At 68.4% G+C, this 13,434-nt stretch carries 12 protein-coding genes; 5 read left to right on the forward strand and 7 right to left on the reverse strand.

The genetic code is table 11. The features are described 5' to 3' along the window. Positions 1 to 1,566 precede the first annotated feature (1,566 nt). Positions 1,567 to 2,292, forward strand: a complete 726-nt coding sequence (locus ABZW18_RS26040) for a hypothetical protein (protein WP_356191658.1) — start codon at positions 1,567 to 1,569, stop codon at positions 2,290 to 2,292. A 155-nt stretch (positions 2,293 to 2,447) separates the two neighbouring features. Beyond that, positions 2,448 to 3,083, forward strand: coding sequence for an endonuclease domain-containing protein (locus ABZW18_RS26045; RefSeq protein WP_356191660.1), 636 nt, complete (start codon positions 2,448 to 2,450; stop codon positions 3,081 to 3,083). Between the two features lie 476 nt (positions 3,084 to 3,559). On the opposite strand, the gene ABZW18_RS26050 is transcribed toward ABZW18_RS26045, so the two are convergent. Continuing rightward, positions 3,560 to 3,898, reverse strand: coding sequence for a winged helix-turn-helix domain-containing protein (locus tag ABZW18_RS26050; RefSeq protein ID WP_356191662.1), 339 nt, complete (start codon positions 3,896 to 3,898; stop codon positions 3,560 to 3,562). A 284-nt stretch (positions 3,899 to 4,182) separates the two neighbouring features. Further along, positions 4,183 to 4,494: a hypothetical protein gene (locus tag ABZW18_RS26055; protein ID WP_356191664.1), complete on the reverse strand. Its 312-nt coding sequence runs from the start codon at positions 4,492 to 4,494 to the stop codon at positions 4,183 to 4,185. 1,476 nt (positions 4,495 to 5,970) lie between these two features. Here ABZW18_RS26055 and ABZW18_RS26060 point away from each other — a divergent pair. Continuing rightward, positions 5,971 to 6,183, forward strand: coding sequence for a DUF6207 family protein (locus ABZW18_RS26060; RefSeq protein ID WP_356191666.1), 213 nt, complete (start codon positions 5,971 to 5,973; stop codon positions 6,181 to 6,183). A 209-nt stretch (positions 6,184 to 6,392) separates the two neighbouring features. Here the strand turns inward: ABZW18_RS26060 and ABZW18_RS26065 are convergent, their stop codons facing one another. The 4 genes from ABZW18_RS26065 to ABZW18_RS26080 form a co-directional block, all read right to left on the reverse strand. Continuing rightward, positions 6,393 to 6,977: a hypothetical protein gene (locus tag ABZW18_RS26065; protein ID WP_356191669.1), complete on the reverse strand. Its 585-nt coding sequence runs from the start codon at positions 6,975 to 6,977 to the stop codon at positions 6,393 to 6,395. Between the two features lie 394 nt (positions 6,978 to 7,371). Then, complete coding sequence (locus ABZW18_RS26070; RefSeq protein ID WP_356191671.1) at positions 7,372 to 8,070, reverse strand: hypothetical protein; 699 nt, start codon at positions 8,068 to 8,070, stop codon at positions 7,372 to 7,374. A 555-nt stretch (positions 8,071 to 8,625) separates the two neighbouring features. After that, on the reverse strand, positions 8,626 to 8,916 hold the full coding sequence (locus tag ABZW18_RS26075; protein ID WP_356191672.1) for a hypothetical protein: 291 nt from the start codon (positions 8,914 to 8,916) through the stop codon (positions 8,626 to 8,628). Between the two features lie 213 nt (positions 8,917 to 9,129). Then, positions 9,130 to 9,387 (reverse strand): hypothetical protein, encoded by a 258-nt coding sequence (locus tag ABZW18_RS26080; RefSeq protein ID WP_356191674.1) that lies wholly within the window; start codon positions 9,385 to 9,387, stop codon positions 9,130 to 9,132. 494 nt (positions 9,388 to 9,881) lie between these two features. On the opposite strand from ABZW18_RS26080, the gene ABZW18_RS26085 reads away from it, so the two are divergent. Both ABZW18_RS26085 and ABZW18_RS26090 read left to right on the forward strand, forming a co-directional pair. Further along, positions 9,882 to 11,051, forward strand: coding sequence for a methyltransferase domain-containing protein (locus ABZW18_RS26085; protein WP_356191677.1), 1,170 nt, complete (start codon positions 9,882 to 9,884; stop codon positions 11,049 to 11,051). A 632-nt stretch (positions 11,052 to 11,683) separates the two neighbouring features. Then, the gene (locus ABZW18_RS26090) at positions 11,684 to 12,511 is read left to right on the forward strand and encodes a sugar nucleotide-binding protein (RefSeq protein WP_356191680.1); all 828 of its coding nucleotides are present in this window, start codon (positions 11,684 to 11,686) and stop codon (positions 12,509 to 12,511) included. Between the two features lie 247 nt (positions 12,512 to 12,758). On the opposite strand, the gene ABZW18_RS26095 is transcribed toward ABZW18_RS26090, so the two are convergent. Further along, on the reverse strand, positions 12,759 to 12,962 hold the full coding sequence (locus tag ABZW18_RS26095; protein WP_107014974.1) for a cold-shock protein: 204 nt from the start codon (positions 12,960 to 12,962) through the stop codon (positions 12,759 to 12,761). Positions 12,963 to 13,434: the final 472 nt, after the last annotated feature.

Below are 13,434 nucleotides of genomic sequence, written 5' to 3' on the forward strand. Positions count from 1 at the left end.
CGGCGGGGCGTTATGGGAATGCGGCCTCCGGCCTTTTCCCATAACGCGCCGTGCCTCCGGCACGGAAAAGCGGGCTTTGTTTTGGTAATTTGGTTAGTTGGGTTGTTGGTTGAGGGTTCGCCATATGTGTTGCGCGGGAGGGGAATTCGGGAATCTCCGATTCCCTTGGTGAATTGGGTTTTGATTGTTGTTCAAACTCCAGTTCTCGGGGCGGTTGGGTGCGAGGCCCCTCCGGGGGCCCAACCCTCTTGAGGGGAGGGAGTGATGGTGGCACGTTATGGGAATGCGGCCTCCGGCCTTTTCCCATAACGTGCCGTGCCTCCGGCACGGAAAAGCGGGCTTTGTTTTGGTAATTTGGTTAGTTGGGTTGTTGGTTGAGGGTTCGCCATACGTGTTGCGCGGGAGGGGAATTCGGGAATCTCCGATTCCCTTGGTGAATTGGGTTTTGATTGTTGTTCAAACTCCAGTTCTCGGGGAGGTTGGGTGCGAGGCCCCTCCGGGGGGCCCAACCCTCTTGAGGGGAGGGAGTGATGGTGGGGTCTTGCTGGGATTCTGCCTGCCTCCGGCAGGCGGAGTACAGGAGCGGCTCGGAAACGGCGTGAGTTCGACGTGACACCAGGGGGCGTTCCGGCACCGTTCAGCGAGGTGTTCGCAGCCGACATGGCCCGCCGCATGCGCATCGCCGTCGACCGGGTGGCCCCTCGGGGCGGCGCGCAGCGTCAGCCTTCGTCCGTCGCGGACACCGACCGCACATGCCCATGGCGGCTTTCAGGATCGCGTACGCCGAAGCCCGACCAGACAAGTGCTCGCGCCGACAGCACCGCTGCGGTGCCCGGCAAGCGGGGTGTCCCGGCTCAGGATGAAGAGGCACCTCGCTGGCCAGGCCCTCGCCCTGGTGCGGCTGCTGAGGCTGGCGGCGTAGGCCAGCCAGCCCCCGGCGGACAGGCGCTCCGACGGCCCTTGCCCGGGGGGCCGCGTCTGACCGGCTCACGGATCAGCCAGGGCCGCGACCGCGCTGAGAACTCACATCGGGGAGACCAGGGTGGCGCGGGTGTGGGTGAGTTTCCTCGTTCCTTTTCCGCACGGGACGCACCACCACGTCAGGAGGCCCAGTTCCAGCGGCCAGCAAATCCTTTGACACCCAGTAAGGGCTTACCCACTTGAGAATGGGTACGGAGCGTCCGCGCCCCGTCCAGAACGTTTTGTAATGTGCGCGGCGTTGGTGTGGGTTCTGCCGCCGTCCTGTTTCTTCGGAGGTTAGGGGATTCTGGCTCCGCCTGGCGGTGCTTTCGGCAAGGCGTCTTGTTGCTCTGCACGAAACTGACCTGGGAACTCGTCACACGCGTCGCCGCCGATCCGCAGTACGTGTCAGTGCGTCAGCAAGGCCCGGTGGGATGGCACAGCGCGACATACGAGGCCGGAATCTGGCCCTCCCCGGCCACGCGACCGCTCCGAACCCGTCGCCGCCCAGCGCGGGCCCGGGGACCAGGGGGCCCGCCATCACGCAGGGGTCGAGGTGGTTTGCAAGCCGGATTTTGGCATGTTGTGGGCATGGATACTGGCGGGATGGTCACGGTAACGGCGCGGCTCCCATACGGGACGCTAGCGCGGCTGGAGACGGCGCGGACCGTGTTCGCCGCGGAGCGGCGACGGGCGCAGCAGATGGCCGCAAGGCCGCGGTGGAGCACGCACGGGCTGACCGGCCGTCAGGCCGTAGAACGGCGGGCGGAATGGGTCGAGTTCCGGGGCGAGCTGCGGGCCACGGGAATGCTGTTGGACACCCGTGACGGGGCGGCTTCGGCCGGTGTACGAGCGGAGCTGGAGAGGCGGGGATGGAACCGGCAGTGGCCGCCGCTGCCGGCCGAAGCGCTGTTACCGGGCCGCTGGCCCGGACACCGGGACGCCTCCGCGCCGGAGAAATTCTCCGTACGGCTGCCCGCTGAGCTCATCGACACCGCACGGCGGGCGTGCTGGCACACTTCCGCCGACGCGATCGGCCGACTACGGGACTGGCGCGATACCTGGCCGGCGACCCTGCCCGGCAAGCCTGGGCGCACCGAGGCCGAAGAAACCGCGCTCACCACCTACAGGGAGCTCTCCGCCCAGGTCACCACGACCGGCGAGGTGTGGCGCGGCGGCATCCTGTACGCCCTGGACCTCATCGAGGGGCGGCGGCGAATGCTGAAGCGCAGGAACAGGTCCGGCCTCCTCCATCCGATCCGCATCCCCAAAGATCTCCTCGACGGACGGCGCGGCGCCGAGGATGGTAGGGAAACCGCACCGGAAAACTAAGCATGCAAGCCATAAAGATCCAGCTCAGGGCCCATTTCTGAACGCGTACGGTGGCCGTCATTCATCACTTACGTCAGCGCCGCCCGTCCGTCCGACACTCGGATGACGAACCACTACTGACACCCCCGTGCAGACCACCAGCGGGAACACCGTGCATGCCGCCCATGCGGCCCGCCTCAGTTGCCGTAGCCGTTCCCGGCGACGACGGCCGCTTCCACATCGCCCGCCAGGGCCGCATGCTATGTGCGTCGGCCGGGTCCAAGCGCGGGTGGGAGCACGAGCAGGACTGCTGGGCGGGGACCGGGAGCGTGCTGTTCGCGTGGCCGGTGCGTCCGGTGGGGCCGGGCATCAGCCCCGCTGCGGTGTCGCCGGGCCGGCGTTGCCCGGGCGGGAAGTACGGGATGTTCCACTACTGGCCTCCGCCGCCAGCGAAGACCCCCGCCGTCCGGCGCCTGCGGGCCGCCCTGGTGGCTGCCCTTGGCCCCGACTGCCACCTGTGCCGTGCCTGTCCGGGCGCGATGGTCGATCACGACTACGCGACCGGCATGGTCCGCGGTCTGCTGTGTGCCCGGTGCAATCGGGTCGTCGAGGAATGCCCGCACCTCGACCGCTGTCCGCGAGCCGAGTACATGAGCCGTCCGCCCGCGGCGGGTCTGGTTCTGCGGTATCCGCCGTACCTGGAGTGGCGGCCGAAGGAGTCGACACGGCGCCGGAAGATCGAACTATTGGGCTTCGACCCGCTCGAGGAATGGCGACCAGCCCGTCCTACGCCCGGACACGACATGTCGTAGCGCCTGTCAGTCCCTGCCGCAGACAGGGCTGCAGGACACGCCCACCGGTCTCGACCCCGCGGTGCGCGCCGCGCACGGCGGCCTGGTCGCCGAGACCTTGGACGCTTCCGGCACGTGGTGCGTTCCCCGAGCAGCTCACCCTGGAGTTCGACCGGCTCATCGATAATGACTTTGGCGCTGCCCGCCGGATGGGCTTCCGTGGCGGCGCCGCTGGATTCACCGACCGCCTCCGCGGGGCCGTAACTGACTGGGCACAGCAGAACGGCCTTCTGGCACAGCCCTCGTGACACATCCGGTCCACAGCAGCATTCGGAGGGCCAGCAGGCCGTGGACTGGCGCTCGGACTATGCGGATCCGCCGGACCGATGCCGACTGTGGCCAGGCGGACCCAGCTGATTCGACGATGCTTGCACGGCTCGACGAGCTGGATCAGCGAGTGCGTCACCTGACAGCGCGCGTCGACACCCTTGAGCAGCTCAGCGAGCCGTTCCCGAGCACAGCTTCTCCAACTTGTCCATGCGGTCACCGAGTTGCTCAAGGAGCCGGATGACTGCCGCCAGATCTGCCGCGGACGGCTCGGGCTCACCCGGCACATCGCGAACAAAGACGGCCTTGCCCTGTTGCCCCAGAGTGATGCCATCGCCCCGAAGTTCCTTCAAGGCGGCGCGGATGACCGTGATGGATACGCCGTAGAGCTCCATCAGCTTGGCGCCGGTCGGCAGCGGGCTACCGACCGGATAGACGCCCTCGCGGATCTTCGAACGCAGGTCATCGGCGACCTGCCGGTACATTGCTCGACCGGTGATCTCGACCACAGCGCTCCCCTTTCACGCCCTGAATGCCCCTAGTGCACCACACCACTGAGCAGCACAGAAGCCGAGAACCAGTCCAGGTGCCCCAGAGTGCACCTTGTGTGGAGTCGGTGGAGCCACAGGAGTCGCCGACATGAATAGAGCCCCAGTGAGCACTGGGTCCCGCGAAGTGTGCAACACCCGCAAGTCCCCTCACTGGGGCCCACATCACCCCCTGAGCGAGCAGGAGGATCTATGCCCCCGGCCGACCGGACAAGGGCTGGGGGCGAGCGGCTCCTGTAGGGGGCTCACCGGCGGTCGCGCCGCGGCTGCTGCCGGGTGCGGGTGCGTGCGGGCCTGCTACTCCCGCTGCTGCGCGGCGCCCTGGAACGGGCCCGGGAGATCCTGCGGCGCACCCTGACCCGACGCCTGGGACAGCTCCGCCGTCGGCGGCGCAGTTCCATGACCCGATCGGCGAGATCCACCGCGCGGTCCAGGATGCTCACGGCAACCCAGGTCATACCGAGCACAGTCATCAGCATCCCGATGCCGACAACCAGCCGCGGGCCGAGCACGGGCACTGTCTCCTCGACGATGTGCATCATGACGCTTGTGATCACGTTGTTGCCTCTGCTTCCCGGGCCTTGACCAGGGTTGGTCCCTCGCCCCTTGCCCTGGCCTCAGTCTCGGACGGGCGGCACGACAACGCGGGTCCCCCTTGAGCAGCCCTCCAGAGCCCGGCAGGTCCCCGGTGCGGCCTTCGGTCCCGGTCCGCGGAGAGGAGAACGCCGCCCCAGCACCCGTACCGGTGCCGGGGCCGGCCGGGCCTGTCGGTGAGGGCCGGGCGCAGCGGGGGGCGAGCTGGGCAACCTGCGCCGGAAGCGGTGCCCTGGGGCAGCCGCTGCGGCTGCGTCCGCAGTCCCTCACGGGGAGCGGGCGGTGCTGCTTCGGTCATGGTTGGTAACACAGCATCAGTGGGCATGGGAGGCCTCCGCATCGGCTGTGCGGGCCGGGGCACCGGCCCGGGCTGTCACGGCGCTGGGGGCCCGGCGGCCGGGAAGTGCCTCACTGTGCAGGTCACAGGCCCGCGACATGTGGGATGGCAAAGTTGCGGCAGGGCGAACGGCAAAGTTGGGAGCGCTGAAATGTGTCTCCGTGATTTGAGTCCGGACAGAACTTTCGCATGGAGGTGCTGCGGTACAATTCACGGGTGGCGAATCCCCTCGGGGAAAGTTTCTCTGGATCATTTTGAAATTTTCTTTCGGGTGGGCATTGCGGAAAGTGGGGGCCCGGCAAATACCTGAAGCCGCCAAGCATCGAGGGTCGTTGTCGGGCTCCCGCAGCGCGTTAAGGCACTGGTGGCAAGCTTACCGCTCGGCAGCCCTCTTCCTGTGCGTAAGCGTGAAACGGATGGCGGACTGCTATTCTCCGCGCGATTGTGGACGCCGCCCGCTATTGCAAATCCAGTGTCACGGCCCGCTGGTAGAAGGCCCCTCAAAACGGCCAACGCCAGCCTCGCCACATGGCCATCCGCCTCCCTTTCTCGAACGCTCGAATGAATTGTCAGACGCGGCACAGGACTTGGGCACCCCCCGGGTGGCCGTGGGGGGCTTGCACCACGCAGGCGAGTACCCAGACCTGGCTGCGGCGGCCGGCATCCCGCGCGGCGTGGACTCCCGGGGGAGGCAGGCCTCCCGTCTGCGGCGGCCGGTGGTGACAGAGCAGTGCCCCCTCCCGCACCTGAACTGCGGATATCCCGATAGAACTACCGATGGAACTACCGACAGGAAGCCCGATGGCTACACCGATGGGGCCGGCGCTGGCGCACCGGTGAACGGGCAGCCGACCGCAGAGCCCGGCCTCGGTTCCGCCTCGGCCCCGACAGGACCGTCCGAGGATGCAAAAACACGGCGCCGGACGGTCGTGCCGGGGCAGCGGGAGGGTCAGGAGCCAGCGGCCACGCGGGGTCTGAGGGCTTTCCCGGGCCAACCGCCTGCGTGAGGTCGAGCTGCTGCACCCGACAGGCCCCTTGCTCGTGCGGGTGGCGCGGGGGCCGTCGGAGAACCGAACTTCGCGCCGCACGCGTGGCAGCTGGCATGGAGCGAATCAGCGAAGCGCACATCGGCGAGCCCGGCCTGGTCGTCTTGGACATCACCGCTCACGACGAAGCCACCGCGAAGGCGGTGATGGCCAAGCTGGAGCAGCACTGGGCTACCTCCGGCATCACCGCCGTACGCCGTGAGCCAGGGGCGCCGGGCGTGAAGGCCCGTGTGTACGCCGACATCCGCCGCTCCGGCACTGAGGCGTAGCCTGGCTGCTCCGTGCGGGGCCGCCACCAGAGAGCAACGGCCAAGGTCTGGGCCCGCCACGGGTGCCGCACGGCGGTGGTGGGCGCACCTGTATGTGTCCAGGCAGGGACCGTCACGCCCCCCGCCCGGACGATTGCGCCCAGGCGCGGCAGAAGTCCCCTCGTCACGGCCGCTCCCCATGGCTGGTGAGGACGTCCTGTGCGGCCTGCCTACCAGTCGTCTCTGACCTGGAACGAGCCGTCGGTGCACGCCGAGGCAGCGCTGATCCGGTCGGCCCATTGAGCGGGCCACTGCGTGGCATCGTCCCAGCGGATGCCGCCGAGGTAGACGTGGGACAGATCGGCCGCCCGCAGGTCTGCTCCGAGGACGTCGTTGCACACGCGGTCGAACGTCCCGCAGGCCTCCGCGAGGTCGCCGGCCAGCCGCATGAGAGTTCTGCGTGCGGAACGGGGAGCGGCGGATGCGAGGTGTGCTGCCTCGCGCCGGGCCTGGCGTACCGCGGCCGCGAGCTGCTCGGCACCGTCCGGGCCGCCGACGTCCTGCACGCGGGGAGGTACGGCGACGTCGAGCGCGTCCAGCAGACCGGTAAGGGGCTCGTCCGGGTCATCGACGGCAGCCTGAGCCACGCGCCGCGCCTCCGACAGCTGCTGTGCGAGCCACAGCAGCGGCCCGCGTGCTTCCAGCCGGGTCCTGGCATCCCAGGAGGCCAGCATCCGGGCGGCTGCCGCAACCGGCCGCTGGGGACGTCGCCATCCTCGCAGCCCGGTCAACAACTGCCGCCAGGCGACGTTCACCGGGACTCCCCCGCCTTCGGATGACAGCACTCCGCTCTGCGCACCATATGCCCGTCCAGCGTCCACGACGCGCTGCAGTGCCTTGCCCTGCCACCCGGGCCCCGTCGGCAGTCAGACCCCGGCCAGCGAGGGCGAAGACACAGGCAGTGGCCTCCGGAACGGAAGGGCTGGCTTCCGCGGGCGTGTGTCGAGCGCGCCGGTTGCGGGTGAACGCTTCCCAAAAGGCCTGTCACTCGGCCTCTTCCGCCTCCCGCTGCCGGTAGTGGGCCCAGCTCCTTCCGCGCCGTGCCTTCGATGCTATGGGCAGGCGCCGACATTCCCGCGACTGGTGGGCGTCCGGTGACTGGCGTAGTGGGGCAAGCGGGGCCTGCAGGGCGAGTCCGGTGGCGGGCTCTCAAGCCAGGGATGTGCGAGCGGCGAGCAGGCCGCGGTAGTGGGTGAGTGCGGTGCGCAGGCGGCGGGTCTGGTCCGTATCGGCGAGGATTTCTCCATCTGCGTCCAAGGGCGGCACCTGACGGCGGCCGTGCTCGGGGTAGCCGCCGGAGAGGGCGCATTGCAGCATGCGGAAGACGTCGCGGCCCTCCTGGGAGAGGCCCTCGGCGCCAGTAGAGACGAACGGATATGCGGCCTTGAGGAGTTCGGCCTCGGCCGCCTCGAGTGTCCCCGCGTCCACCGGGTGCGGCAGGGCCGCGTTGTAGTGCCATATGAGGTGCTGGGCCGCCTCGTCAGGGTCCTCGGAGGCTGCATGACCGGCATACACGACGGGTGTGCCGACGACCGACTCGAGCGAGATGCTGATCCGGCCGGCGGGGTGGACCAAGGCCATTTCTTGCACCACTACGGCCCGGGGGTTTGGCAGGAGGACGTTTGCGAAGGACACGTGGACGGGGTAGGGGCTGAAGACCTCGGTCTTCTTCCACCCGCGTAGCGAGAGTTCGTAGCGGACCGTCCCGTGGGCCGCCAGGTCGCGGCGGCTGCGCACCGTGATCGGCAGGTCGGGCCGGTGCCGGGCCATGGCTGTGATCAGGGCTGCTGCCGCGGGCGGGATCTCCAGTTTGTCTTCGAAGCGTCGTCGCCAGGTGCTGATGCGCATTGGTGTGCTCCCCGACTCCCCGACCCCCGTTCCCAAGCGGGCTTCGCGCTGAGTCTGCCACAGGGGTCCCGCGGCCGTCTCGGCCAAGGTGGACCGGTTACCGCGAGCGAGGCCCGAAGGTGGTGGAGCGCAGCGGGCCGCTGGTGTTGTCCATGTTTCGGGTCTCTTGGTTCGCGTGAGATGCGTTCCTCCCCGCACCAACGGGTGCGGTCCGGTAACGCCTCTCGACCACCGGTGCTTGCCGACATCTTGGGCATGCACATCAACACCGCTGTCGACTGGGAGCGGCAAGCCAAGGGGGGAGTGGGGTGGCTACCTCGCCTCCCGGGCCGAGGACCTCAACCGCAGGAGGAATATTGCAGACCAAATAAATGATCTGCGCCAGTATTCAGCATCGTGCGCCGCTGAGCCGCGACGTCCTCGCCCGCCAGCACCTCACGGCGACACACCGGTCTTCCTCACGCAGCGGCACGCCTCGTCATATCGGCGTCGCGCTTGTCCATCCGGCTCGACCTGATGTTGCCTGGTCCAACAATCGTGGCCAGGTTCCATCGACTACAGCTTGCGGGCCTGGGGGTTGTGATCGTGAGCGGTCAGGAGCGCGATCGCCTCGGCATCGGTGAGCGGCTCGTCGGTCAAGACATGGGTGGTGATCGGGCCGCTGGGCATCATGTCGGTGGAAACGGCCATGACCGCGTCCTCGATCTCGGAAGGATCGACGCCCAGCTGCTCGGCGACCCTCCGGTGCCACTCGGCGATCATCGTGTCGTCGGCGTTCTGTGGGACATCAGGCTGCTCGGCCACCTTCACGAGGTGAACGGCTCTCGGTGGCTGCTGTTCCGGCATGACGGCGCACTCCCTCTGACGGCATGGCGAGTCCCTGCTTCATCCTGCCACCAGGCGACGATTTCTCGGCCATACCGGGCGCCCGCAGCATCAACCGGACGGGCAAATGCCGCCGGGCACCGTGTGAGACTCACACGGTGCCCGGGCCCGTGCCGGGCCAACGCTGTGACCTTGGCCAGGTGCTTGTCTCACCATGCCGGAGCAGCAGGGCTGTCACCGCAGGTTGATCCTCAGCTCGTACCGCTGGCCGGTGCTGATCGCCGTCGCCTGCTCGAGGAGATCCGTGAGCGCGAACTCCAGCCGGGCATTGTCGGCCGCCCGGCGCAGCAGCGGCACGATCTCGCCCGGGGGCTTGCCACGATGGCTGGCGGCGAGGCTGTTGAAGGCTCGCTGATAGGGGACGGCGTGGGTCTCCCCGGCGTGGGCCAGGAGCCGCTGCAGGGTGTGCGTATCGACGGTGATCCGGCCCATGATCGGCTCCTCCGGTAGGGGACGGCCTGGTCTGGCCCAGGCCTCTGCTCTCGACGCTACGAGGGGGGTCGGACAGTCCCCTGCCGCGAGCACCCCGGCCTGAGGACATGCGCGACCGCCTTGGGCCGCGGTATGGATCAGCGCTGAAGCGGCAGCCTTGGGTGAGCTGACCGAGCGTCTGAGCGGCCATGCTGGTTCGGGTAGAAGGCAGCACTCTGAGGTCTGAGGGCTGATGGCGCTCCCTTACCTTCGGTGATGCCGAGCATGGATCGCCGCAGTTCCGCTCCGGCAGCACTGTCACTCAAGAACCGGCCCTCTGCCCTGACGGTCACCGTGCCGCTACGGTTGGCAACCGACGCCGATCAGAAGGGAGGACGGCAATGGCTGAGGCCAAGCACCGTAGCCCGATCGGGGACGACGGGCATCAGCCGGAACGCCCTGTCCCACCGCCGGAACCGGAGCCACCACCTGCTCCACCGCAGGAGTAGGAACTGATGGCGACGAACAGGGCCCCTGCCGAAGCGGGGGCCGATCAGCTCCTGAGCAGCATCGCCACGCGACGTGGCCACTCGGTTCCCGAGGAGTTCGCGCAGGCGCTGGCCACCGTACCGCGGCATCTGTTCCTGCCCGACCAGCTCTGGCTGCGGGATGGGAACGGCGGACACCAGCTGTGCGACCACGCGTTGGACCCCGAGAGGTGGTGGGAGGCTGCCTACAGCGATGCCTCGCTCGTCACCCGGTTCGCCACCGCCTCCGACGGCACCCGGGAACCGTCCTCGTCGGCGTCCGCGCCGAGCACGGTGATCCGACTGCTCCAGGACGCCCAACTCACCTACGGTCAGCGGACCCTGGAGATCGGCACAGGGACCGGCTTCAACACCGCCCTGCTGTCCGCCCTCCTCGGCTCCGCCGCCGTCACCAGCATCGAGGTCGACCCCCAGCTCGCCGCCCAGGCCCGCGAGAACCTGCAGGCTGCCTCGTTCGAGCCGACAGTGGTGTGTGCCGACGGCACCGACGGCTGGGCGCCGGGCGCGCCGTACGACCGGATCCTGGCCACCTGCTCGGTCCGCACAGTCCCGCCGGCCTGGCTGGCCCAGACCCGGCCAGGGGGCCTGATCGTCACCCCGTGGGACAGCGCCTGGTCCTGCTACGGCACCCTGATCCTCACCAAGCACGCCGACGGCCAGGCCACGGGCCGCTTCGCCGCGCACGGCTCTTACATGCTGATCAGCTCCCAGCGCACCGACGTGGAACTGTTCCGCGACATCCTCAGAGCCGGGCAAGAGCCGGAGAGGCGCACCACGACGCTCTCCCCGTGGGCCGTCGCGGGCAAGAGTTTGGACCTGGAATTCCACCTGGGCCTGACCGTACCGGGGGCCTGGTACTCCTGGGACACAGAGCCCAAAGACGGTGTGCGCACCAAGTTGTGGTTGGCCGACGACAAGGCCACCTCGTGGGCGTCCGTCGGCTACGACGGTCAGCAGACGGCCACCTTCCAGGTCGCCCAGTACGGACCACGCCGCCTGTGGGACGAGACCGAAACCGCCCACCATCTGTGGCTCAGCGCCGGCAAGCCGACCGTCGACCGCTACAGCATGACGATCGCACCCGACGGCCGCGCCACCCCATGGCTGGACACCCCCCGCGCGCCACTTCACGGCTAAGCGGGGCTCCAGGCCGATAGTTCACGGGGTCAGCAGGCACTGAAGTCGCCGTACAGGATGAGCTCGGCCGCAGCCTTCGGCAGTCCGTGCAGCCCCAGGAGAGCGGACTGATGGCTGTGACTGCCTCTGAACGTGTCCCCCGCGAGGGGGCCTGACTGGGATTCGCTGCGGGGTGCGGTGGGGAGTCGCGCTGTGGCACTCTGAGGCCGTCCCGTTAGGACATGGACGATCACCCCGTGGGTTCGGCAAAGACCGGGGGTGGCCGTCCGGAACCGACTTCCAATCGGTGCCAGCGAAGCCTCCAGGATGTGCGTCCTGGGGGCTTTCGTATGTCTGGCTCCGGTCGGAGGCTGGCGTCCCTATCGCAGCGGTCGGCGGGTCGATGGGTTGAATCAGAGGGTTTCCTCTGCCTGCCTCAGACCATCTCTGCAACCCTTGCGGGCCCGTGAACGAAGAGCGCGATGAGTGGAGCGCAGCGAAGCGGCGAGCAGCGCTGCGGGAAGCGTAGCGAAGATCCCCGATACGGCCAGCCGGCTATGCCGCCTCGCGGCGAATATTCACGAGTCGTGGCTCTGGCTCAACTTCTGTGGTGCTGTATTGCAGCCAGTCGGGCGGGGCTACGGTGTCACATCGTGACGACTTTGATCATCGGTGCTAGTGGCTTCCTGGGCGCTGAGCTGATCCGGCAGGCAGCAGCGGCCGGGCAACCGACGGTCGCGACATACGCGACCAGCCCCGGCAACACCGCCCGAGTCGCGTGGCACCACCTCGACTTACGGGACCCTGAGCGGGTGGACGCGGTCATGGCCGAGGTCAGACCCCATCTCATCGTCAACGCATCCAGCGGCGAAGCCGACTGGGCGGTCACGGCCCAAGGCCCCGTGCGCCTGGCTATCGCGGCGGCGAAGTGCGGCAGCCGTCTTGTCCACGTCTCCAGCGATGCAGTCTTCTCCGGTTCGCGTGACCACTACGACGAGTCCTGCCTCCCCGACCCCGTCACCCCGTACGGAGCGGCGAAAGCCGCAGCGGAGACCGGGGTCCTGCTCGTGCATCCGCAGGCCGTCGTCGCTCGTACCTCGCTGATCATCGGCGGCGGGCGGTCCGTTCACGAGCGGACCGTGCACGAGCTCGCCGCCGGCACGCGCGAAGGCGTCCTGTTCACCGACGACATCCGCTGCCCGGTGCACGTCACCGACCTGGCCGCAGCCATCTTGGAACTGGCGTCACACGACACCCATGGCATCCACCATCTCGCAGGAGCAGACGCCCTCAGCCGCCACGAACTCGGCACCCTCATCGCCAGACGCGACGGCCTCGACGCCTCCCGACTGCCCACGGGCCTGCGCGCCGACAGCACGCTTCCCGGCGCCATCGACGTCCGCCTCGACAGCCGCGTGACCCAGCGGAAACTGCGCACCACGCTACGCGGCGCCCGGCGGTTCCTCACTGCAGCAGCGTGACCCTCGGCCCTGACGATTCGGAGACAGGCTGCGCGCGACGCCGCGCCGCTGCCAGCCACAGAAGTTGTGCCAGAACCTATTCTCGCGAAGCCATCCGGGCGATCGCGCTGGAGCGCCATGCGGTCGGCCGGAAAAGAATTCCGTCCGCTTGCTCAGATCGCTTGTACCAGCCGTTGATGTCCCGTGGTTCGGCACAGCAGTCGGCGCCCGCACCCCGGTCTGGTTGGGTGCGGGCGCCAGGTGAGGCTTACGCGGGGACGATGTTCTCCGCCTGGGGGCCCTTCTGGCCCTGGGTGACGTCGAAGGTGACCTTCTGGCCTTCCTGGAGCTCGCGGAAGCCCTGGGTGGCGATGTTGGAGTAGTGGGCGAAGACGTCGGGGCCGCCGCCGTCCTGCTCGATGAAGCCGAAGCCTTTTTCCGAGTTGAACCACTTCACGGTGCCGCTGGCCATGCCTGTGTCTCCTTCTACGGGTCTCGGCTCCCGCACCGTGCGGGGGCCGGAGGTGATCGCCCTGGTCCTCAGAGACTCTGAACAGCAAAAACGCCCGTGAAGTGCGCTCACGGGCGACCGGTACTTCGGAACCACGACAGCTGAGTGGGACGCTACACGGCCCCGGTGACGACAGCCACAGCAACGATCAAGCTGGGCGAAGCGGGATGTCTTCGTGCCCGCGGGGTCCGTGGGGCGGGGACTGGGGGCTGGAGATGTGTCGCTCCAGAGGGGACGCAGCTCCGGCCGGATGTTAGCTCCGCCGACCTCAGGGTCGGCCTGGCTAACCTCTGGAGCGCCGTGTGCGGAGTGCCGAGGCGAGGTGACGGTGGGGCTGCTGCGGGTCCGGCTTTACAGCTCGATCGCTGTGGAACGGACGCGTGCACCGGAGGTCCGTGGCATGGGCGGGCGTCCTCGTCCCGGGAACGTCGCG

This window comes from Streptomyces sp. NPDC004647 (assembly GCF_040609575.1).
Classification (GTDB): domain Bacteria; phylum Actinomycetota; class Actinomycetes; order Streptomycetales; family Streptomycetaceae; genus Streptomyces.